The sequence below is a fragment of the Roseobacter ponti genome (genome assembly GCF_012932215.1).
Lineage (GTDB): Bacteria > Pseudomonadota > Alphaproteobacteria > Rhodobacterales > Rhodobacteraceae > Roseobacter > Roseobacter ponti.
In genome coordinates, this window is record NZ_CP048788.1 from 127,202 (window position 1) to 149,620 (window position 22,419).

Annotated in this window: 18 protein-coding genes; 12 read left to right on the forward strand and 6 right to left on the reverse strand. The window is 59.3% G+C overall.

Annotated features, from left to right (window positions below):
• Positions 1-1,230, reverse strand: coding sequence for a bifunctional glutamate N-acetyltransferase/amino-acid acetyltransferase ArgJ (gene argJ, locus G3256_RS00620; protein ID WP_169638998.1), 1,230 nt, complete (start codon positions 1,228-1,230; stop codon positions 1-3).
• Positions 1,231-1,236: 6 nt separating this feature from the next.
• On the reverse strand, positions 1,237-2,100 hold the full coding sequence (locus G3256_RS00625) for a peptidylprolyl isomerase (protein ID WP_169638999.1): 864 nt from the start codon (positions 2,098-2,100) through the stop codon (positions 1,237-1,239).
• A gap of 175 nt (positions 2,101-2,275) precedes the next feature.
• Here G3256_RS00625 and secA point away from each other — a divergent pair, with 175 nt between their 5' ends.
• The 3 genes from secA to G3256_RS00640 all read left to right on the forward strand — a co-directional run bounded on the left by secA (position 2,276) and on the right by G3256_RS00640 (position 7,711).
• A complete protein-coding gene (gene secA, locus G3256_RS00630; protein WP_169639000.1) occupies positions 2,276-4,987 on the forward strand; it encodes a preprotein translocase subunit SecA in 2,712 nt (903 codons plus the stop codon).
• Between the two features lie 127 nt (positions 4,988-5,114).
• The gene (locus G3256_RS00635; RefSeq protein ID WP_169639001.1) at positions 5,115-6,131 is read left to right on the forward strand and encodes a hypothetical protein; all 1,017 of its coding nucleotides are present in this window, start codon (positions 5,115-5,117) and stop codon (positions 6,129-6,131) included.
• 20 nt (positions 6,132-6,151) lie between these two features.
• Positions 6,152-7,711: a substrate-binding domain-containing protein gene (locus tag G3256_RS00640; RefSeq protein WP_169639002.1), complete on the forward strand. Its 1,560-nt coding sequence runs from the start codon at positions 6,152-6,154 to the stop codon at positions 7,709-7,711.
• 79 nt (positions 7,712-7,790) lie between these two features.
• Here the strand turns inward: G3256_RS00640 and dnaJ are convergent, their stop codons facing one another.
• Positions 7,791-8,945, reverse strand: a complete 1,155-nt coding sequence (gene dnaJ / locus G3256_RS00645) for a molecular chaperone DnaJ (protein ID WP_169639003.1) — start codon at positions 8,943-8,945, stop codon at positions 7,791-7,793.
• A gap of 77 nt (positions 8,946-9,022) precedes the next feature.
• Entirely contained in the window at positions 9,023-10,933 is a 1,911-nt protein-coding gene (gene dnaK, locus G3256_RS00650; RefSeq protein WP_169639004.1) for a molecular chaperone DnaK, read from the reverse strand.
• A gap of 207 nt (positions 10,934-11,140) precedes the next feature.
• Between dnaK and G3256_RS00655 the strand changes: the two genes are divergently transcribed.
• Both G3256_RS00655 and G3256_RS00660 read left to right on the forward strand, forming a co-directional pair.
• Positions 11,141-11,743 carry an alpha-ketoglutarate-dependent dioxygenase AlkB family protein gene (locus G3256_RS00655; RefSeq protein ID WP_169639005.1) on the forward strand — a complete coding sequence of 201 codons (603 nt, stop codon included), beginning with the start codon at positions 11,141-11,143 and terminating at the stop codon, positions 11,741-11,743.
• A gap of 137 nt (positions 11,744-11,880) precedes the next feature.
• On the forward strand, positions 11,881-12,852 hold the full coding sequence (locus G3256_RS00660) for an ABC transporter transmembrane domain-containing protein (RefSeq protein WP_246227700.1): 972 nt from the start codon (positions 11,881-11,883) through the stop codon (positions 12,850-12,852).
• Positions 12,853-12,883: 31 nt separating this feature from the next.
• On the opposite strand, the gene G3256_RS00665 is transcribed toward G3256_RS00660, so the two are convergent.
• Positions 12,884-13,708: an ABC transporter permease gene (locus tag G3256_RS00665; RefSeq protein WP_169639006.1), complete on the reverse strand. Its 825-nt coding sequence runs from the start codon at positions 13,706-13,708 to the stop codon at positions 12,884-12,886.
• 118 nt (positions 13,709-13,826) lie between these two features.
• On the opposite strand from G3256_RS00665, the gene cysQ reads away from it, so the two are divergent.
• From cysQ to G3256_RS00700, 7 genes are all read left to right on the forward strand, one after another.
• Positions 13,827-14,624, forward strand: a complete 798-nt coding sequence (gene cysQ / locus G3256_RS00670; RefSeq protein ID WP_169639007.1) for a 3'(2'),5'-bisphosphate nucleotidase CysQ — start codon at positions 13,827-13,829, stop codon at positions 14,622-14,624.
• Positions 14,624-15,424 (forward strand): 3-deoxy-manno-octulosonate cytidylyltransferase, encoded by an 801-nt coding sequence (locus G3256_RS00675; RefSeq protein WP_169639008.1) that lies wholly within the window; start codon positions 14,624-14,626, stop codon positions 15,422-15,424. The genes cysQ and G3256_RS00675 overlap by 1 nt, the downstream gene beginning before the upstream one ends.
• 191 nt (positions 15,425-15,615) lie before the next feature.
• The gene (galU, locus tag G3256_RS00680) at positions 15,616-16,506 is read left to right on the forward strand and encodes a UTP--glucose-1-phosphate uridylyltransferase GalU (protein WP_169639009.1); all 891 of its coding nucleotides are present in this window, start codon (positions 15,616-15,618) and stop codon (positions 16,504-16,506) included.
• Between the two features lie 88 nt (positions 16,507-16,594).
• A complete protein-coding gene (locus G3256_RS00685) occupies positions 16,595-17,623 on the forward strand; it encodes a glycosyltransferase family 2 protein (RefSeq protein ID WP_169639010.1) in 1,029 nt (342 codons plus the stop codon).
• A 197-nt stretch (positions 17,624-17,820) separates the two neighbouring features.
• A complete protein-coding gene (locus tag G3256_RS00690) occupies positions 17,821-18,807 on the forward strand; it encodes a glycosyltransferase family 2 protein (protein ID WP_169642265.1) in 987 nt (328 codons plus the stop codon).
• Positions 18,804-20,504 carry a DUF5927 domain-containing protein gene (locus tag G3256_RS00695; protein WP_169639011.1) on the forward strand — a complete coding sequence of 567 codons (1,701 nt, stop codon included), beginning with the start codon at positions 18,804-18,806 and terminating at the stop codon, positions 20,502-20,504. Before G3256_RS00690 ends, G3256_RS00695 begins: the two co-directional genes overlap by 4 nt.
• A 39-nt stretch (positions 20,505-20,543) precedes the next feature.
• Positions 20,544-21,929 carry a nodulation protein NodH gene (locus G3256_RS00700; protein ID WP_169642266.1) on the forward strand — a complete coding sequence of 462 codons (1,386 nt, stop codon included), beginning with the start codon at positions 20,544-20,546 and terminating at the stop codon, positions 21,927-21,929.
• Here the strand turns inward: G3256_RS00700 and G3256_RS00705 are convergent.
• Complete coding sequence (locus G3256_RS00705; RefSeq protein ID WP_169639012.1) at positions 21,926-22,390, reverse strand: PTS sugar transporter subunit IIA; 465 nt, start codon at positions 22,388-22,390, stop codon at positions 21,926-21,928. The genes G3256_RS00700 and G3256_RS00705 overlap by 4 nt on opposite strands.
• Positions 22,391-22,419 lie beyond the last annotated feature (29 nt).

Consider the following 22,419-nt stretch of genomic DNA (forward strand, 5'->3'; position numbering starts at 1 on the left):
TCAGGAACGGTAATCGGCGTTGATGTCGATGTAGCCGTGGGTGAGATCGCAGGTCCACACAGTCGCCGTCCCGTCGCCCAGCCCGATATCAACCGCGATACGCAGGTTTTCGCCCTTCATATGTGCGGCGGCATCGGCCTCAGAATAACCCGGGCTGACCCAGCCTTTGTCAGCGACCAGCACGTCCCCGAAACGGATCGACAGCAGATCTCGGTCCGCCTCGGCGCCGGACTTGCCCACCGCCATGACCACGCGACCCCAGTTTGCGTCCTCTCCCGCGATTGCGGTTTTCACCAGAGGGGAGTTTGCAACAGACAATGCATGGGTCTTTGCGTCCCGGGCAGTTCTGGCTCCCGTCACGCTGATTTCAACGAATTTAGTCGCCCCTTCACCGTCGCGCACCACCTGATGCGCGAGATCGAGCATCACGCCATGAAGCGCACCGGCAAACCCGTCGTGCCCTGTCACGTCAACGCCCGACGCACCGGTGGCCGCAACCAGCAGCGTGTCAGATGTAGAAGTGTCACTGTCCACGGTGATGCAGTTGAAGGTGCTGTCATTGCCGGCGGATACCAGAGCCTGCAGATCGTTCCGGGCGATTTTCGCGTCCGTGAAGATGTAGACCAGCATCGTCGCCATATCGGGCGCGATCATGCCGGAGCCCTTGGCGATACCGGCAATTCGGACAGTCTTTCCGTCGATGCTGACCTCTGCTGCCGCCCCCTTCGGGAAGGTGTCGGTGGTCATAATTGCTTTTGCGGCCTCTGAGATACCGCCGGCATCAAGCGTTCCGGCCAGAGCATCGAGCTTTGCCGTGATCCGGTCAAAAGGCAGCGGTTCGCCGATCACCCCGGTTGAGGAGGTGAATACCCGGGCCTGTGGCACGCCGGTCGCCTGTGCGGTGGCATCTGCGATGGCCCTGACCGCCTCGACGCCCCCTTTGCCGGTGAAAGCATTGGAATTGCCGGAGTTTACAAGGATTGCAGCACCCGCGCTGTCCACGTCGCCGTTGATCTTTTCCTGACAGTCGAGCACCGGAGCAGACCGCGTGGCTGATCGCGTAAATGCGCCGGCCACTGCCGTTCCCGGATCAAGCAGTGCGAGCATCACATCAGTGCGGCCCTGATAGCGCACACCGGCAGCAATGGTGGAAAACCGGACCCCGTCGATGACCGGAAGGTCCGGAAAAGAGGCGGGCGCGAGCGGGGAAACCGCGAGTGCTTTACCCATGTGCGGTCACTCCAGAAGATCGATGCGCCGCAGCAGCGCAGGGTCAACCGGGTCACCCCCGGGGCGCAGCACTTCAGCTTCCTGAGACAGCCTTTCGATTGCGGCTTCGGCAACGGTGCGCCGGGCCTGCCCCTCAAGCTCGGTGCGCACTTCCTCCAGTGTGGGGATATCGGCTTTGCGCACTTCGTTCAGACGGATCACGTGCCAGCCGAACTGGGTCTGCACAGGTTGTGATACCTCGCCTTCCTCAAGTGCTATGACGGCGGCTTCGAATTCAGGCACCATCGCACCGGAGCCGAACCAGCCGAGTTCACCGCCGCCCGGACCGGAGGGACCGGTCGATTTTTCCATTGCGGTTTCAGCGAAATCCGCGCCTTCGTCGAGGCTGGTCATCACCTCGAGTGCTGCTTCTTCGGTTTCCACAAGAATGTGCGAGGCGTTATATTCGTCTTCGGCTTCGATGCTGCCGTACTGTTCGTCGTAAAGTGCCTGAACGTCCTCCGAGATATCTGTCCCGGCGAGGATGTTTTCGATGACTTCACCCGCAACCAGAGACCGTTTTTCGTTTTCAAGCGAATACACCACACGCGGCGGCAGGGTCTCGGTAAACGACTGAGAGAGCGCGCTTTGCTGAATAAGCTGTTGCAGAATGCCGCTGTAGAGCACGTCGTCGGACAGCTGCTGATACTGCTCCGGCAGCGTTGCTGCGGCCGCGATCATATGGCCAAGCGTGATTTCGACACCGTTCACGGTGGCAACGACTGTTGTTGCGGATGCTTCGGTCTCTTCTGTCTGGTCCTGCGCGAAGGCCGGCGCGGAAAGGCTCAGCGCCAGCAGAGCGCCGGACAGAAAACGGATGTGTTTTTGCATGGGTTGGTCCTATGGATGTGTCGCGGCGGGCCACGACATTGACACGGTTTGGCGGGGCCCTTACATCGCCCTATGGGCGCCATAAAGGCACGGCGTTCGTGTGTATATCTATGGGCTGCGCCGCGGACGAGCAAGCAGATCAGCGCATGACACTATTACTTCGGCTGGAGAACGCATGCTGGGTTTCGGAACGATCACGAAAAAAGTCTTTGGCACGCCCAATGACCGGAAAATAAAAGCGACCCGACCCCTGATCGAACAGATCAACGGGCTTGAGCCTGAATTTGAGAAGCTGACCGATGCGGGGATCCTCGAAAAGACCGAAGAGCTGCGCGCGCGGGCGCTTAAGGGTGAGAGCCTTGATGATCTGCTGCCCGAAGCCTTTGCCAACTGTCGCGAGGCGGCGCGCCGGGCGCTTGGTCTGCGGGCTTTTGACACCCAGCTGATGGGCGCGGTGTTTCTGCATGAGGGCAATATCGCCGAGCAGAAGACCGGCGAAGGCAAAACGCTGACCGCGACCTTTGCGGCCTATCTCAATGCGCTGACCAGGGACGGCGTGCATATCGTCACGGTGAACGAATATCTCGCGAAGCGCGACGCCTCCTGGATGGGCAAGGTCTTCGGTGCGCTGGGTCTGAGCACGGGCGTGGCCTGGTCCGGGATGCCGGAAGAAGACAAGCGCGAGGCCTACGACAGCGACGTAACCTATGCGACCAACAACGAACTGGGTTTTGACTATCTGCGCGATAACATGCGCTCCGAGCTGAGCCAGATTTTCCAGAAAAAGCACAATTTTGCGATCGTGGACGAAGTCGACAGTATTCTGATCGACGAAGCACGCACACCGCTGATCATTTCCGGCCCGTCGCAGGACCGCTCCGGCATGTATCAGACCATTGATGCGCTGATCCCGTCGCTGAACGACACGCACTTCGAGCTCGACGAGAAAACCCGCAACGTAACGTTCACCGATGAAGGAAACGAGTTCCTCGAGCAGGTGCTGCGCGACAATGAACTGCTGGAAGAGGGTCAGACGCTCTACGATCCCGAAAGCACCACCATCGTACACCACATCAACCAGGGTCTGCGAGCGCATAAGCTCTTTCAGCGCGACAAGGATTATATCGTGCGCGATGACAGCGTCGTTCTGATTGATGAATTCACCGGGCGCATGATGGCGGGACGGCGGCTTTCCGACGGTCTGCACCAGGCGATTGAGGCCAAGGAAGGGGTGGAAATCCGCCCTGAAAACATCACGCTGGCCTCTGTGACGTTCCAGAACTATTTCCGGCTTTATAACAAGCTGGCGGGCATGACCGGTACCGCGCTGACCGAAGCGGAAGAATTCAGCGAAATTTATGGTCTGGGTGTTGTCGAAGTCCCGACCAACAGGCCAGTGGCCCGTGTTGATGAAGACGATCAGGTGTTCCGCACCGCAGTCGAGAAGTATCGCGCGATGCTGGAGCAGATCAAAGAGAGCCACGAAAAGGGCCAGCCTGTTCTGGTGGGTACGACCTCCATCGAGAAATCCGAAATGCTCAGCAAGATGCTGACCGACGCGGGGCTGAAACATAACGTTCTGAACGCGCGCCAGCACGAGCAGGAAGCGCAGATCGTGGCCGATGCCGGCAAATTCGGCGCGGTTACAATTGCCACCAACATGGCCGGTCGCGGCACCGACATTCAGCTCGGCGGCAACGTCGATCTGCAGATCATGGAAGCGCTGGCAGCTGATCCCGAGGCGGACCCTGAAGCGCTGCGCCAGGGCATCGAAGCGAGCCACGCCGGCGAAAAGGCCAAAGTAATCGAGGCAGGCGGGCTTTATGTTCTGGCCTCCGAGCGCCACGAAAGCCGGCGCATCGACAACCAGTTGCGCGGCCGGTCGGGACGTCAGGGTGACCCCGGACGCTCGTCCTTCTTTCTGAGCCTTGAAGATGACCTGATGCGCATTTTCGGATCTGAGCGGCTGGAGAAAGTGCTGAAAACCCTTGGTCTGAAAGAGGACGAGGCGATTGTGCATCCCTGGGTTAACAAATCGCTGGAGCGTGCGCAGGCCAAGGTCGAAGGACGAAACTTTGATATCCGTAAGCAGCTGCTGAAATTTGACGACGTGATGAACGAGCAGCGTAAGGTCGTGTTTGGCCAGCGCCGCGAGATCATGGAAGCGGAAGATCTGTCAGAGATCACGACCGATATGCGTCATCAGGTGATTGACGATCTGATCGATCAGTATCTGCCGCCCAATACCTATGCGGATCAGTGGGACTCCGAGGGCCTGAATGAGGCCGTGCGCGAACAGCTCGGAATGGATCTGCCGGTGGCGGACTGGACCGCGGAAGAGGGTGTTGATGACGACGTGATGCGCGAGCGCCTGATCGAGGCTACCGATGCCTTTATGAAAGACAAGGCCGCGCAGTTCGGCCCCGAAAATATGCGCAACATCGAAAAGCAGCTCTTGTTGCAGTCGATTGACGGAAAGTGGCGCGAACATCTGCTGACGCTGGAGCACCTGCGGTCGGTGGTTGGTTTCCGCGGGTATGCACAGCGTGATCCGCTGAATGAATATAAAAACGAGTCCTTTCAGCTTTTTGAGGGCATGCTCGACAGTCTGCGCGAGGATGTGACCCAGAAACTGGCGCAGATCCGCCCGCTCACCGAAGAAGAGCAAAAGCAGATGGTCGAGCAGATGCGCGCCCAGCAGGCAGAGGCTCAGGCGGCAGGCGAGCAGGCGGCAGCGCTCTCCGCTGAGCCGGAGGCGGGTGACAGCGATGCGGTTGCGGGGTTTGTCGAAGACGACCCGTCAACATGGGGAAATCCGGGCAGAAACGAGACCTGTCCCTGTGGATCCGGTAAGAAATTCAAGCACTGTCACGGTCGCCTGATCTGACCTCAGGCGGGGATTGTTTCGTATCCCTGCCTTTTTGTTGCCTGAATGACTCCCAATACGCGTCACAAGTGAGCCCTGTTTACGATCTATTAACCTTCCTTAACAGGTGAAGAAGGATCGTTAACCCATGTCTCACAAGACAGAGATTATTACCGCTGCCAGTACCCTTGTCTGCGCGCTGGCGATTGGTTTTGTGATGCAGAGCGGCGAAGTCGCCGAGCAGCGTTATGGCGAGACACAGATTGCCGGACTGGGCAGTGTTCCGGTGGTCGGCACGCCGGTGTCGCCGGTCGGCGTGAGCCCTTCGGCCCGCATTTCTGAAGATGATCCGCGTTTGCGTGTGAACGGCATTGCCCTGACGTCGGCCGGAATCAGATCCACTGAGGACAAAGAAACAATCAGCGTATCCCTGCTGGGTCAGCCCGAGAAAGAGCCGGCCAAAGTGGAATATACCGTGCGCACCAGCTGCCCGGTTGTGGCCGAAGCGGAAACGCGGGCCAGCGCCATGCTGGCGATGCGCGTCGAAGCACCCTGCTATGCAGGCGAAACCGTATCGCTGTCGCACAAGGGCGTGACATTCAGCGATGTCCTCGATGCCAGCGGCCGGATGAGCGTCGATATCCCGGCGCTTGAACAGGACGCCAGAGTTGTCGTGACATTTGAAAACGGTCGCAATGCAACAGCCGCCAGCACCGTGACAACCATCGCGCTTTATAACCGCGTGATCGTGCAGACCAAAGCCGGCACCGGTGTACAGATCCACGCCAGGGAGTTCGGCGCGGATTATGGCCAGGAAGGCCATGTCTGGTCGGGCGCACCGCGCGATCCGGAATCTGTCGGTACAGGCGTTGGCGGGTTCTTGTCCACGCTGGGCAATCCGGAGACCGAAGGCCAGGATGTCGCCCAGATCTATACCTATCCCGTGACCCTGTCCGGGGCGAGCAGCACTGTCGATCTGACCGTTGAAACCGAGGTGACCGAGCTCAACTGTGGCCGGACGATTACCGCCTCGACCATGCGGGTGATCAAAGGCGGCGACGCAACCGTCAAAGACCTGAGCGTCGATGTGCCGGGATGCGAGACCGTGGGCGATTATCTGGTGTTGATTAACCCGCTCGAAGACCTGAAACTCGCCGGAAAGTAACCCCAGCGAGGCTCTGTCACATGAGACTGAGACGTGCGGCGGTTTTCGCCGCACTTTTTATTTGTTGCACCCTGCGTTTCGCTGTGGCGCAGGACGTGACGCTGACCTCGCAGGATGGCGATATTGTGCTTTCCGGGAACCTGCTGGGTTTTGACGGCGAGTTTTACCGCGTCGATACGATCTACGGCGAACTGACAATCGACAGCGCGGGTGTGACCTGTACCGGCAATGCCTGTCCTGATCTGCAGGCTTATGTCGCGGATATTTCCATCTCCGGCTCTGCGCTGATGGGGTCTGTGATGATGCCCGCGCTCGTTGAGGCCTATGCCCGGCAGAGCACCCTCGACGCTACCCGTGAAATCCTGGATGCATCGCATTACACTTATACGCTCAGTGATCCCGCGACCGGGCGACCTGCGGGCATTTTCCGCTTTCGGGTTACTACCACGGATGAAGGGTTTGCCGATCTGCTGGCCAATGAAGCGGATATCGTCATGGCGCAGCGCGGGGTCCGGCCGGACGAAGTGGCGCGCGCCCTTGAGGCCGGCATGGGCGATCTGACATCGGCAAAGCAATCAAAGGTTCTGGCGCTTGATGCGGTTGTACCGGTTGTGGCACCGGGCAACCCGGTAACGGCGCTGAAACCCGGAGAACTTGCGCAGCTTTTTGCAGGTACGATTACTCAGTGGCCGGCTCCGGGCGGATCAGGCCGGCGTGTTGTGCTCTATGCTGCATCACCGGGGTCCGGCGCGGGGCAGGCAATGTTCGATCAGATCATGGATCCTGAAGATTTGGAAATGTCGAACAATATCAGTACCTTCACGAATACCAGCGATCTGGCTTCCGCAGTAACGGATGACCCGGAAAGCCTTGGCGTCACGGCTTTTTCCGGAACGGGAGACACAAAACTGCTGCATCTGGCCGCCGGGTGTATACGTCCGATACAGGCGACAAGGCGGGGCGTTAAAACCGGCGATTATCCCTATACCGCGCCGATGTTTCTGTATCAGCCGGCCCGTCGCCTGCCGAAGCTTGCGCGCGGGTTTTTGTCTTTTGTGAGTGACCCAGCGGCGCAGCTCGTGATCCGCCGGTCCGGTTTTGTCGATCAGACCCCGGAGGAAATTTCGCCGGATGATCAGGGCAGCCGGTTTGCGAATGCGATCGCGTCTGCTGGTGAGCGGGTAACGCTCGCGGATCTGCAACGTATGACGCAGGTTCTTGCGCCGATGAACCGTCTGACCACCACGTTCCGCACAGAGCCCGGCACATCCGATCTCACCGCACAGTCGCGCGGGGCCGTTGTGCACCTCGTGGGAGCTCTGGAGAGCGGGCGGTTTGACGGTCGGGAGCTTCTTTTTGCGGGGTTTAGTGACGCATCCGGCGCGGCACCTGCCGGTCAGTCAGTATCGCTGCGCGCGGCAGAAAGGCTGCGCGAAATGGTGCTGGAGCAGCTTCCTGCGACCGTGCGCGCGCTCTTTACCGCCCGGGTTGATGCCTTTGGCGAGGCCATGCCAATAGGCTGTGACGGCAGCCCGGCTGCGCGCGAGGCCAGTCAAAGGGTCGAGGTCTGGATCCGCTGAAACAACACAGAAAAAGACCGGACGCGGGGCCCGGTCTTTTCAGATCGTCCTTGTATCAGATTGCCGGCAAATATGCGGGTCAGCCTTTCATCGAATCCCAGAAGCTTTTGACTGAGGAGAAAAAGCTGCTCGATTCCGGATTGTTGTTCTCAGACAGGTCTTCGAACTCCTGAAGAAGCTCTTTCTGCCTGCCCGTGAGGTTCACAGGTGTCTCGACCGCAAGCTCTATGAACATATCCCCGGTGCCGCCCCCTCTGAGCGCCGGCATGCCTTTGCCGCGCAGCCGCATCTGGCGACCGGACTGGCTCCCGGCGGGGATCTGTACCCGCCCGCGCCCGCCGTCGATCGTCGGAACCTCGATGGAACCGCCCAGAGCGGCCTTGGACATTGAGACCGGCACCCGGCAATAGAGGTTTGTGCTCTCCCGCTGGAAAAGCTCGTGCTCGGTGACCTCGATAAAGATATATAGATCGCCTGATGGTCCGCCGCGCATGCCCGCTTCGCCTTCACCGGCGAGCCGGATCCGCGTGCCCGTTTCAACACCCGCAGGAATATTGACGTTGAGCGCGCGTTCCTTTTCCTGCCTCCCTGCACCCTTGCAGGTCTTGCAGGGGTTCTGGATGTGCTGGCCGAGGCCGGCACAGGTCGGACAGGTCCGCTCTACCGTGAAAAAGCCCTGCTGCGCGCGTACCTTGCCCATGCCTGAACAGGTCGGACAGGTCACCGGCTCTGCACCGCCTTCGGCACCGGAGCCATTGCAGCTGTCACAGGCCACGGAGCCCGGCACATTGATGGTCTTTTGCAGACCGGCAAAGGCATCTTCCAGCGAGATCCGAAGATTATAGCGCAGATCAGATCCGCGCGCCGCACGCCGGCCCCCGCCGCCGCGCTGGCCGCCCATGAAATCGCCGAAAAGATCGTCGAATACATCGGAAAAGGCCGAAGAGAAATCGCCCTGACCGCCGCCACCAAAGCCGCCGCCCGGACGCCCGCCTCCGCCCATGCCACCTTCAAATGCTGCATGGCCGAAACGGTCGTAGGCCGCTTTCTTTTCAGCGTCTTTCAGGACCTCATAGGCCTCGTTGGCCTCTTTGAACTGCGATTCAGCCTGCGGGTCGTCTTTGTTGCGGTCGGGGTGAAGCTCTTTTGCTTTGGAGCGATAACCCTTTTTGATTTCGTCAGCGGAGGCACCTTTGGCAACGCCAAGCACCTCGTAATAGTCACGTTTTGCCATGGATGGGTCCCCTTTATCGGAACGTGACGGGCCGACCCGGAGGCCGGCCCGATCAGAGGTTCCGGGTTACATGGCGCTTACGCGCGCTTGTCGTCGTCGAGATCTTCGAACTCGGCGTCCACGATGTCGTCGTCACCGGCCTGCGCCTCGTCGGCGGCTTCGGGGGTGTCGTCGCCTTCTTCCTGGGCAGACTTATAGATCGCTTCGCCCAGTTTCATCGCGGCCTCGGTCACGTTCTGAATACCGGCCCGGATTTTGTCCGGGTTGTCGGTTTCCAGCTCGTCTTTGAGAGCTGCAATCGCAAGTTCGATCGCTTCGACGGTCGTCGGATCAACCTTGTCGGAGTGCTCCTCGACAGATTTTTCTGTCGAGTGAATGAGGCTCTCCGCCTGGTTTTTCGCCTCGATCAGCTCGCGACGGGCCTTATCAGCTTCCGCGTTCTCTTCGGCGTCCTTGACCATTTTCTCGATATCATCATCCGAGAGACCACCGGAGGCCTGGATGGTGATCTTCTGCTCTTTGCCGGTGCCCTTATCCATCGCACCCACGGACACGATGCCGTTTGCGTCGATATCAAAGGTCACTTCGATCTGCGGCATGCCGCGCGGCGCAGGCGGGATGTTCTCAAGATTGAAAGCGCCGAGGATCTTGTTGTCGGAGGCCATCTCGCGCTCACCCTGGAAAACCCGGATGGTCACAGCGTTCTGATTGTCTTCGGCTGTGGAGAAGATCTGGGACTTCTTCGTAGGGATCGTGGTGTTGCGGTCAATGAGACGGGTGAACACGCCACCCAGTGTCTCAATGCCGAGGCTCAGCGGTGTCACGTCGAGCAGTACCACGTCTTTGACGTCGCCCTGCAGAACACCGGCCTGAATGGCGGCACCCATGGCGACAACCTCATCGGGGTTCACACCCTTGTGCGGCTCTTTGCCGAAGAACTTGGTGACTTCCTCAACCACTTTTGGCATCCGGGTCATACCACCGACCAGAACGACCTCATCAATGTCACCGGCTGCTATGCCAGCGTCTTTGAGGGCTGCCTGGCAGGGTTTCAGCGACGCTTTGATCAGATCGCCGACTAGCGATTCCAGTTTCGAGCGGGTCAGCTTCATCACCATGTGCAGCGGCTGGCCGTTTGCGCCCATCGAGATGAACGGCTGGTTAATCTCTGTCTGGCTGGAGCTGGACAATTCGATCTTGGCTTTCTCGGCTGCTTCTTTCAGACGCTGCAGCGCCATCTTGTCTTTGGTAAGGTCGACCTGGTGCTCTTTTTTGAACTCATCCGCGAGGTAGTTGACGATGCGCATGTCAAAGTCTTCACCACCAAGGAAGGTATCGCCGTTGGTGGATTTTACTTCGAAAAGGCCGTCGTCGATCTCGAGGATGGTTACGTCGAATGTACCACCACCAAGGTCATAGACCGCGATTGTCTGGGTGTTCTCTTTGTCGAGACCATAGGCCAGGGCTGCCGCTGTCGGCTCGTTGATGATCCGCAGCACTTCGAGGCCTGCAATCTTGCCGGCGTCTTTGGTGGCCTGACGCTGGGCGTCGTTGAAATACGCGGGCACGGTGATGACCGCCTGCGTGACTTCTTCGCCGAGATAGCTCTCAGCGGTCTCTTTCATCTTGCCGAGGATGAACGCGGAAATCTGCGAGGGAGAATATTTCTCACCTTTCGCTTCGACCCATGCGTCGCCGTTGCCGCCGTCGATCACGGCGAAGGGCAGGTTCTTTTTGTCTTTGGCAAGGTCCGCATCGTCATTGCGACGGCCGATCAGGCGTTTGACGCCAAAAATTGTGTTGTCCGGGTTGGTGACGGCCTGGCGTTTCGCCGGCTGTCCTACCAGCCGCTCTTCATCGGTGAAGGCGACGATTGAAGGTGTTGTACGCGCACCTTCGGCGTTTTCGATAACACGTGGCTGCGATCCGTCCATGATGGCGATGCAGCTGTTCGTGGTTCCAAGGTCGATACCAATTACTTTGGCCATTTTGAGATCCCTCTTGATATTAAGGCGATGACACGGAGCACCGGCCCTTTATGGCGCCTCTGCCCCGATGATGTGCACACGAAAGCGGGTCGCTTCGTGCGGTTCGCAGGGTATATAAGGAGGGGTCTGCAACCCTGCAACCTTTCTGACGGGCTGCAGGTGGGAATCTTTCCCGAATTTTTTCTGTTTTCCCGGGATGCCGCACAGATGACACAGCTGAATGTCGCAGGATTTGAGGTGCATAAGGGCTTTCTGGATATCAGTGCACAGCGCGAGGTGCTGTCGGCGGTGCGCGGGGTCGTGGCCGCGGCGCCGCTCTTTACCCCGGTGACCCCGCGCGGCAAAGCGATGTCGGTGCGGATGACGGCGGCGGGCGATTTCGGCTGGATTTCGGACCGGCGCGGTTATCGCTACAGCCCGGTGCATCCGGACGGGCAGAGCTGGCCGCCGGTGCCGGACTGTATTCTCGGCATCTGGCGCGATCTGACCGGTGCTGCGCGTGCGCCGGAATGCTGTCTTGTGAACTTTTACGGCGAGGGTGCGCGTATGGGGCTGCATCAGGACAGGGACGAAGCCGATTTCAGCTGGCCGGTTGTATCGGTATCGCTGGGCGATGATGGTCTTTTTCGCATGGGGGGTACCGAACGGGGCGGCAGGACACAGTCTGTCTGGCTTCAGTCGGGGGATGTGGTGGTGATGGGGGGTGCCGCGCGCCGCGCACACCACGGGGTGGACCGGATCCGCTTTGGCTCATCAACCCTGCTGGAGAAGGGTGGCCGGCTTAATCTGACGCTCAGGGTCGTCACCTGAGTGCGCGCCTGCCACGGACCTGCGGAATATCTGTACGGCACGGATCCGGTTTTGTAGGGTCTGTGCAAAGGCGGGGCAGGGACATTTTCCGAAATGCGCGTGCTGTCGGCCCGCAGTGCCACGGAAATGGTTGAAGTATGAATCTGAAGAGAACCCCGCGTCAGGTGCGGAAGACCGGTGACGACAGCGCCGCGGGGTCGCTTTTCACATATGTCTGGCGGATGAGCGAATGGCACCAGCCGGCGACCTGTCTGCTGGCCGTTTTTGTGGCTCTGCTCAACCTTGTTCCGATCGAGCTGCAGCGACGCATCGTGAACGAAGTCGTGGAAACGCGCGATATTCCGGTTCTGGTCAAGTTCGGTATTGCCTATGTCGGGGTGACCCTTGCGCACCAGCTGGTAAAATACGCCCTGTGGATTTACCAGTCCTGGCTGACCGAAAGTGCAACGCTTTATACCCGCAGTCACCTATTGCAGATCTATGAAGAGCGCCGCAACGGCACCGGTGAAGCCGTAGATCACCGGTCCGGGCGCACGGTGTCGATTGTCGGCGCAGAGGTGGAAAAACTCGGCGGCTTTGTCGGTGAGGCGATCTCGGGGGCCTGTGCCAATCTTGCCATGCTGCTCGGTGTGGTCGTCTATATGTTCGTGGTAGAGCCTCAGATAGCTGTTTTCGCGCTGGCTTTTCTGGTGCCGCAGATCGTCCTCACGCCGTTCCTGCAGCGGCGGCTGAACGACCTGGTGGAAGAGCGCGTCTCTATGCTGCGCGATCTGGGGGATGCGATATCGGATGCGGAAAAAGACACGCGCGACCGCTGTCCCGGTCTGATCCGGGATATTTACACCAACCGGATGCGGTATTTCATCCTGAAATTCATCCTCAAGTCTTCTCTGAACCTTCTGAATTCGCTGGGCCCGATCACCGTGCTGCTGTTTGGCGGATACCTTGTGATGCAGGGAGAGGTACAGGTGGGCGTGATCGTGGCATTTCTCTCGGGTTTCGACCGTATTTCATCCCCGCTGCGCGAGCTGATCGGGTTTTACCGGATTGCAGCACAGGCCAGTGTGCAGCATTCGATGATCGCGAAATGGATGTCGCGTTCCACCTGATCGTCGCTTGCCGAACGGATGTCAGGGGTCGTCAGCGCCGCGCGCTCCAGCTCGCAGAGGCATGGCGGCGGGTATAGAACTCACCCATGAGCCCGATCATGATCAGCACAATCGCCACCCAGAGCGCATAGCTCCAGTCGGTAAAACGCGGCACGTAATTGATAAAGATATAACCGCGGGCCTGGTCGATTGTGTGAAAAAGCGGGTTCCAGTCGAACATGGCGAGCATATAGGCGGGCATCATATTGGCGACAAACATTTTGCCCGATGCGATCATATTGGCGCGCTGATAGATCGTGTTGAAAATCATCACGAACTGCGGAGCCCAGGGTTTGATCGCCAGAAGCACGATCCCGATCGACACGCCGGTAAGCCAGGAAAGCATCAGCATGCAAAAGGCACCGCCAGGGTTTTCTATGTGAATGGGCATCCAGGCGACGTGGTAGATAAACAGGATAAAGCCCATGGACAGCACCTGGATATAGAGCGATCCCAGAGCGGCGGCGGCAATCGCCACAATAGTATTCATCGGCGCGTGCTGCATCATCGGGCTTGCCGGACCTTCGGACCCGACAACGGCACCCATCGCTTTGGTGTGGGTCATAAAGAGAAAAACGCCGGACATAATATAGAGCAGGAAATCGCCCCGAACGGCGGCACCGCGCAGCCCCAGCAGGCTGAACATCACATAAAAGGCGAGCACGAAAATAACCGCCTGCAGCAGGTTCACCCCGATGGCCAGAAAGGCATTGGCATGCGTTTTGCGCACCGACCGCACCGCAGAGTGGTAGATCAGCGTCAGGATGGTCAGCGCGGAGGTGATGCCGCCCTGACGTCTGTGGGTCGTGTCAGTCATGTCTGCCGCGCCTCGATATCTGCACAGAGTGTCACGGAATTCTTGATGTTCCGTTATCGGCGCAGCATAAAGTCCGGAGCCGGCCAGATCAACAACAGCCGCGGGAGACACCTCTTTTATGGATTACAGTGCCTTATCGGTCGCTATGCGCAGATTGTCGCTGCTGGCCGGAGCGAAAATAATGGAGGTTTATGCGGCGGACGATTTTGACGTGAAGGTAAAATCAGACGCAAGTCCTGTCACCGAGGCAGATGAAGCGGCGGATGCCATCATTTCCGCCGGTCTGCGCGAAGCTTTCCCCGACATCCTTCTGGTGACCGAAGAGCAGGCGGCGACCCACACCAGCACTGCCGGCACGTTTCTCATCGTTGATCCGCTGGACGGGACGAAAGAGTTTATTAACCGGCGTGGTGATTTCACGGTAAACATCGCGCTTGTGGAAAACGGTGTACCTACGCGTGGCGTGGTCTATGCGCCGGCGAAGGGGCGGATGTTTTACACCCGTGCCGACGGTCAGGCAGTTGAGGAAACTGGTGATCTCGCTTTGGGCAGCGTGGGAGAAACCCATGTAATATCAGTCTCTGATGCGGACAATTCGGCTCTGATGGTGGTTGCATCGAAGTCCCACAGGGATCAGGCGACAGACGATTACATCAACCGCTATGCCGTGCACGACATGACCAGTGCCGGCAGCTCGCTGAAGTTCTGTCTGGTGGCCACGGGCGAGGCGGATCTTTATCCGCGGCTCGGGCGTACGATGGAATGGGACACGGCCGCGGGAGACGCCGTTCTGCGCGGCGCCGGTGGGTTCGTTGTCCGTTTTGATGACCACAGCCCGCTGGTTTACGGAAAGGAAGGATATGCCAACCCGTTCTTCATCGCATATGCGCCTGGCGTCGATCTGGTGACCGGCTGATGTCTGTTCTGATCGTCATTCCCGCCCGCTATGCCTCGACCCGTTACCCGGGCAAACCGCTGGTTGAACTGCGGGGCGCCTCTGGTGTCGCGCGCAGCCTGATCGAGCGGAGCTGGCAGGCGGCGATGTCTGTTGGCGGTGTCAACCGTGTGGTGGTCGCCACGGATGACGAGCGCATCCGCGCGGCTGCTGAAGCCTTCGGTGCCGAAGTGGTGATGACCGCCGATACCTGGGTCAATGGCACGGAGCGCTGTGCCGAGGCGCATGAAAAGCTCGGGGGGGGTTACGAGGTGATCGTCAATCTCCAGGGGGATGCGCCGCTCACTCCGCACTGGTTCGTCGAAGACCTCATAGCCGGTCTGCGCGCAGACCCGGAAGCTGAGATCGCAACACCGGTGCTGCGCTGTGACGGGGCGACGCTCAACGGGTTTCTCGAGGACCGCCGCGCGGGACGTGTCGGTGGCACCACAGCGGTGTTCGGGCGGGACAAGCAGGCACTTTATTTCTCCAAAGAGGTGATTCCCTATACGGGCAAAACCTGGGAAACAGAGCCGGAAACGCCGGTTTTTCACCACGTTGGCATCTATGCGTATCGCGCGGATGCGCTGGCGGCCTATCCGGACTGGCCTGCCGGCCCGCTGGAAAAACTCGAAGGCCTTGAGCAGCTGCGCTTTATGGAAAACGGACGCCGGGTGCTTTGTGTCGAGGTTTCGGCGCGGGGGCGGCAGTTCTGGGAACTGAACAACCCCGAAGACGTGCCGAAGCTCGAAAAGATGATGGCTGAAATGAACCTCGACTGACCGGGGCGGCGGGCCGTCGCTCAATTGTGGCAGCGGCGGTGGCAAAATCGTGCTGATCGCCGGCGATTGTCATTGTTGCGTCAACAGAACCGGCAAATTCCGTTATATTTCATTAAGCCTGATGTTTTCGGCACCGGTAGATGTTAGGATTACGGTGGTGGGTGTTTTAAGATGTGCAGAAGGATATGAGTATGAAACGTGAGGTCACCAAGGCGGTCTTTCCTGTAGCGGGGCTGGGCACAAGATTTTTGCCGGCGACCAAGTCAGTCCCCAAAGAGATTATGACGCTGGTGGACCGTCCGCTGATCCAGTACGCGATCGATGAGGCGCGGGCTGCTGGCATCAAGGAATTCATATTTGTCACCTCGCGCGGCAAGGGCGCGCTTGAGGACTACTTTGACCACGCGCCGCAGCTTGAGGCGGAGCTGGAAAAGAAGGGCAAAACGAAGCTTCTTAAAACACTCGAATCGACCAATATGGAAAGCGGTGCGATTGCCTATATCCGCCAGCATAAGGCACTGGGCCTCGGACATGCCGTCTGGTGCGCGCGCCGGCTGATCGGGGACGAGCCCTTTGCGGTGATCCTGCCGGATGACGTCATTGCGGCGGAAAAGCCGTGTCTGCAGCAAATGGTCGAGGCCTATGCGGAGACCGGTGGCAACATGGTCGCGGCAATGGAAGTGCCGATGGAAAAGACCTCGTCTTACGGCATGCTCGATGTGGATGAAGACATGGGGTCGATGGTGCGCATTCGCGGCATGGTCGAAAAGCCTAAAGACAATCCGCCGTCCAATCTTGCGGTGATCGGGCGCTATATTCTGTCGCCCTCGGTGCTGAATAATCTGCATGAGATGAAGAGCGGCGCGGGCGGAGAGATCCAGCTCACGGATGCCATCGCGGATGAGATTCGCAGTGACCGGGGCGTGTATGGCTACCGGTTTGCGGGCCAGCGGTTTGATTGTGGCTCCAAGTCCGGCTTTTTGCAGGCGACAGTGGCCTTCGGTCTCGCGCGGCCTGAGCTGCATGATGATCTCGCGGCCTATCTGCACGAAGTGGTCAACCTGGGAAAAGCGGCGGAGTAACGCCGGCCCTGTGGCTGGTGTCAGGGCGGCGCCTGTGGGAAACTGCACCCTGCCGTTCGGCTGATACGGCACTGTTTCGGGGTTTTTCATGCCTGCCAGTCGTTCCCTGCTGACACGCTACAAGCTGCGGCTGCGGCGCAAACGGATGCTGTGGCGGGCGTTTCGGTCGCGGCATAACCTGACGCCGGTGTCGCGGCGAACAGGGGCGATTGCGCGGGACGATATCCTGCTATTCGCCACTCTGCGCAACGAGATGCAGCGGGTGCCGTGGTTTCTGAAACATTACCGCGGCATGGGCGTCGGGCATTTCCTGATCGTTGATAACGCCAGCGATGACGGGACGGCTGATTACCTGCGTACAGAGCCTGATGTGAGCCTCTGGCAGACCGATGCCAGCTATAAGGCGTCGCGTTTTGGCATGGACTGGATCACCTGGCTGCAGCGGCGCTATGCACATGGTCACTGGGCCGTCACGGTTGATGCAGATGAGCTGCTGATCTATCCCGGGCATGATACCCGCGACCTGCGCAGGCTCACTGCGGATCTTGCACAATTCAACCAGAGGGTGATGGGCGCGATCATGCTCGACCTCTATCCCAAGGGGTCTCCGGACGCACAGAGCTATGACCCGGAGCACGACCCGGTTCAGGTTTTGCCATGGTTTGATGCCTGGGGGTATCAGGCACAGTTACAACCAAAGATGGGTAATCTTTGGCTGCAGGGTGGCGCGCGGGCACGATGCTTTTTCAGCAGTGATCCGCGCCGCGCCCCGACCATGAACAAGATCCCGCTGGTACACTGGGACAGATCTTATGTCTATGTAAACTCGACACATAATCTCCTGCCGCCTGCGCTGAACCAGACATGGGAGGCGCAGGGGCGCGAGGCTCTGAGCGGCGCGCTGCTGCACACGAAGTTCCTGCCGGGATCGCCGGCCCGTGCGCGCCGTGAAAAGGCGCGTGCCGAGCACTTCTCGAACTCAAAGGCCTATGACGATTACTATGACGCCGTGGCACAAAACCCTGACTTGTGGGAGCCGCAGTCCACACGTTTAACGGGTTGGCGCCAGCTGGTCGATCTCGGGCTTATGACGGGTGGCGATGTTGATCGGGACTGACCGGGATCCGGACACGCCGAAACCGCTCCAAACCATTGCAAAAAAGCGCTTTTCAGGCAATAAAATGGTAAGAAGTCGCAAACTATAAACAGCGGCGTAAGTCTTGTGCAGGCACACCCGGATCAACCGGGGACAGGCCGGCAACGGGGCGGTGGCAGAAAAGGGCAGAAAGCTTGGGTGTTCTGGGGTCTTACCGGATGCGTCTGGCGCGTAAGCGTCTGCGAATTCGTGCGCTCAGAAAAAGCCCGGAACTGCGCCGTGTTTCCGACCGTACCGATGCGATCCGGGCGGGTGAAATCCTGCTCTTTTCCACCATGCGCAACGAGAAAGTGCGGCTGCCCTATTTTCTTGACTACTACCGGAATATGGGCGTCACGCATTTTCTGATCGTCGACAATGACAGCACCGATGGCAGCGCGGATTATCTGGCCGACCAGCCCGATGTGTCGGTCTGGCGGACCCGGTCGGGTTATCGCAAATCGCGGTATGGCGTTGACTGGCTGAACCATCTGCAAAGCAGATACGGCCATGGTCACTGGTGCGTCGTGGTCGACCCCGATGAGTTTCTGCTCTATCCGTTTTGCGATACACGGCCGCTGCAGGCGCTGACGGACTGGCTCGACACCTGCTCGATCCGGGCATTCTCGGCGATGTTGCTGGATATGTATCCCAAGGGGCGTCTGGAGGATCAGCGCTATCTGCCGGGCATGGATCCGATGGAAATCGCCTGCTGGTTTGACAGCGGCAACTATTCGATCACCCGCAACCATCTCTATGGCAACCTGTGGATTCAGGGTGGACCGCGGTCGCGTGTTTTCTTCCGCGACGAGCCCTATCGCGCGCCCGCGCTGAATAAAATTCCGCTGGTGAAATGGGACCGGCGCTATGCCTATGTGCACTCGACCCATATGTTGCTGCCGCGCGGTCTGAACCTTGTTTACGACGAATGGGGTGGAGAGAAAGCTTCGGGCGTTCTGCTGCATGCGAAATTCATCGATACCTTCGCCGATAAGGCCTCTGAGGAGATTGAACGCCGGCAGCACTATGCGGAATCCTATGAGTACCGCGCCTATGCCGACAATCTGGGGCGCGACACACAGCTCTGGTGCAAGTGGTCGGAGAAATACATCAACTGGCGGCAGCTTGAGATCCTCGGACTCATGTCCAAGGGGAACTGGGCATGAGTGTCGGCATCGTCATGCTGGTGCACACAGCTCTTGGCCGGGCGGAGGAGGTGGTGCGGCACTGGTCCGCCTCAGGCTGTCCGGTGGTGATCCATGTGGACCGTTCTGTGCCACGCAAAACCTATCAGAAGTTCGTGCGCGCGCTGGATGACGTGCCGGATGTGGAGTTTTCCAAACGCTTCCGCTGTGAATGGGGCACCTGGGGCATCGTCGCTGCGACCCAGGCCGCGTCCGAGCGCCTGCTGGCGGAGTATCCGCAGGTGCGACACGTCTATCTGGCCTCAGGTTCCTGTCTGCCGTTGCGCCCGGTGCAGGAGCTGATTGATTACCTCGATGCGCGCCCGCAGACCGATTTCATCGAAAGCGCCACGACAGCTGATGTGCCCTGGACCGTCGGCGGGCTTGATGCGGAACGTTTCACCCTGCGGTTTCCGTTTTCGTGGAAGAAAAACCGGTATCTTTTTGACCGCTACGTCGCCTGGCAGCGGTTTTTCCGCGTGAAAAGAAGGATACCCGGTGGTCTGGTGCCGCACATGGGGTCTCAGTGGTGGTGCCTGACACGCCAGACCCTGTCGGCCATTCTTCAGGATCCTGCGCGCGACGAATACGACCGCTATTTCCGCCGGGTCTGGATCCCGGATGAGAGCTATTTTCAGACCATGGCGCGGCAGTATTCGGTCAATATCGAGAGCCGGTCCCTAACGCTGTCGAAGTTCGACTATCAGGGCAAACCGCATATTTTCTATGATGATCATCTGCAGTTGCTGCGGCGGTCGGATTGTTTTGTGGCGCGCAAAATCTGGCCACGGGCGCAGCGGCTCTATGACGCTTTTCTGACGGATGAGGCGGGAGCCATGAGCCGTCAGGAGCCCAACCCGGGCAAGATCGACCGGATTTTTGCCAAGGCGGTCGAACGGCGGATGCGCGGTCGCGCGGGTCTTTATATGCAGAGCCGGTTTCCGCGGGAAGACTGGGAAAACGGCGTGACGGCGGCTCCTTTTTCAATGTTTCAGGGATTTGCCGAGCTTTTTGATAATTTTGAGCCCTGGCTCGCGCGCGCCACCGATACCCGGGTGCATGGTCACCTCTTTGCCCCCGATGGCGTGCATTTTGCCGACGGTCAGAACGCGATCAACGGCGCACTCAGCGACAGTGCGGTGCTGCGTGATTACAACGCGAATTTCTTTCTGACCAATCTCATCTGGAACACGCGCGGGCAGCGACAGTGTTTTCAGTTCGGACCGGCGGACAACCAGGTGATCAACTGGCGCGTGGCCAAGGACCCCAATGCGCAGATATCTGTGATCAGCGGCGCCTGGGCCATCCCGCTCTTCCGCTCAAACGCTGATTTCCGGGATCTGCGCAAACGCGCGGCAGAGCTGCAGAAGATCGAGAGCGATCATCTTGATGTGCTGCGCTCGACCTGGACAAAGGCGCGGGTCCGGATCTGGACCATGGCGGAGTTTATTGAGGCGCCGATGGAGCCCTTGCAGACCATCCTTGATGAGATCGGCACCGGCACCCCGCAGCGGCTCAAAGAGATGCCGCGTATGGTCAGTCTGCGCGGATTCGGACAGTTCCTGCAGAATCTGAAAAACCAGGGGATGCACCCCTATCTGATGGGTGATTTTCCGGTGGAACAGGACGTGGCGCAGAACCGGCCGGAAAAGCCGCCGCGTCCCTATGTGGTGCGCTGATCCGTGGGGCGGTTCGACACATTTGTCATCTTCGCAGAGATGCGCACGGGATCGAATTTTCTCGAAACCAACCTGAATGCGCTGGAGGGCGTGACCTGCCTTGGTGAGGCGTTCAACCCGCATTTCATCGGTTATCCCGACACCAGCACGCTGCTTGGCATGGAGCAGGACACCCGCGACAAAGACCCGATGCAGCTTCTGCGTCTGATCCGCGCCGAGCCCGGGCTGACCGGTTTCAGATATTTCCACGATCACGACCCCCGCGTACTTGATGCGGTACTGACCGATGAGCGCTGTGCCAAAGTGCTGCTGACGCGCAACCCGGCGGAGAGCTATGTCAGCTGGAAGATCGCGCAATCCACCGGCCAGTGGAAGCTGACCGATGTGGCGCGGCGCAAAAAGGCGAAGGCGGTTTTTGATGCGGCGGAGTTTGCGGCCTTCGTGGCGGATCTGCAGCGCTTTCAGACCGGCGTGCTGCACAAGGTTCAGGCCAGTGGCCAGACGGCGTTCTTCCTCGATTATGAGGATCTGAAATCACTCGACGTGATCAATGGTCTGGCGCAGTTTCTGGGCAGCGACGCGCGGCTTGATGCGCCTGATATGCGGCTGAAGGTTCAGAATCCGGAGCCGCTCGCAGAGAAGGTGAGCAACTTTGAGGACATGGAAAAAGCCCTCGCGGGGGCCGATCCGTTCAGCCTCTCGCGCATGCCTGATTTTGAGCCACGACGGGCGGCGGCGGTGCCGACCTATGTGGCCGGGCATACCGCGCCACTGCTTTATCTGCCTGTCAAAGGGGGGCCGGTTGCACCGGTCATGGCCTGGCTGGCCGCCCTCGATGGTGTGGAAGAAGAGGCCCTGGGTCTGCGCATGTCTCAGAAAGATCTGCGGTTGTGGAAGCGATCAAAGCCGGGCCATCGCAGTTTCACGGTGATCCGTCACCCCCTGGCGCGCGCGCATCACGCATTCTGCAGCTACATCCTCGGGACCGGCCCGCAGGTTTACGGCGCGATCCGGGCGACGCTGGTGCGCCGCTACGGGCTGCCGCTGCCTGACAGTGCGCCGGACAGCGGTTATGATATCGACCAGCACCGCGCGGCCTTTCATGCGTTTCTGGTGTTTCTGAAAGGTAATCTGGCCGGACAGACCGCGATCAGAACGGATGCCGCATGGTGCAGTCAGGCACAGGTGCTGCAGGGGTTCGGCGGGCTGATGCTGCCGGATTTCGTGATCCGTGAAGATGAGGCCGCTGCTGATCTGGATGCGCTTGCGGCGCGGTTGGGCTGTGAGGATGCGCAACCTCTGGCGCCGTCGCCTCAGGACCTGCCGTTTTCACTCGCAGAGGTCTGTACCCCGCAGACCGAGCGGCTGGCGGCCGCCGCCTATGCGCGGGACTATCTCACCTTCGGTTTCAAAAGCTATAGCTAAGCGGCCTGTTCTGCTTCATCAGAAATCAGAATGGTATAGAGCGTCGCGGGGTTCGGATTAGAGCGCAGTTTGGAGCAGATCGCGGTGTTGCGCAGCGTGCGCGATACCAGCGCCAGCGCCTTGAGGTGTTCGACACCGGCATCTTCGGGTGCAAAGAGCGCAAAGGCGATATCAACCGGCTGGCGGTCCACCGATGTGAAATCGATGGGTTTGTCGAGCAGGACAAAAGCGCCGACAACGCGGTCGAGACCTTCCAGGCGGGCATGCGGCAATGCCACGCCGTGACCCACACCTGTCGGCCCGAGCGATTCACGTTCCAGCAGCGCGTTCAGCACGTCGGAAGATTTCACGCCATAGACGCTCTCAGCCAGATCACCCAGATCGTGCATGAGGCGTTTTTTACTCGAAGCCGAGGTTAAAACTTTCACGGCCTCCGGTTTCAGGAGGTTTGCAAAATTCATACTGCCCGTACTGTTCCTGAGGCGATCTG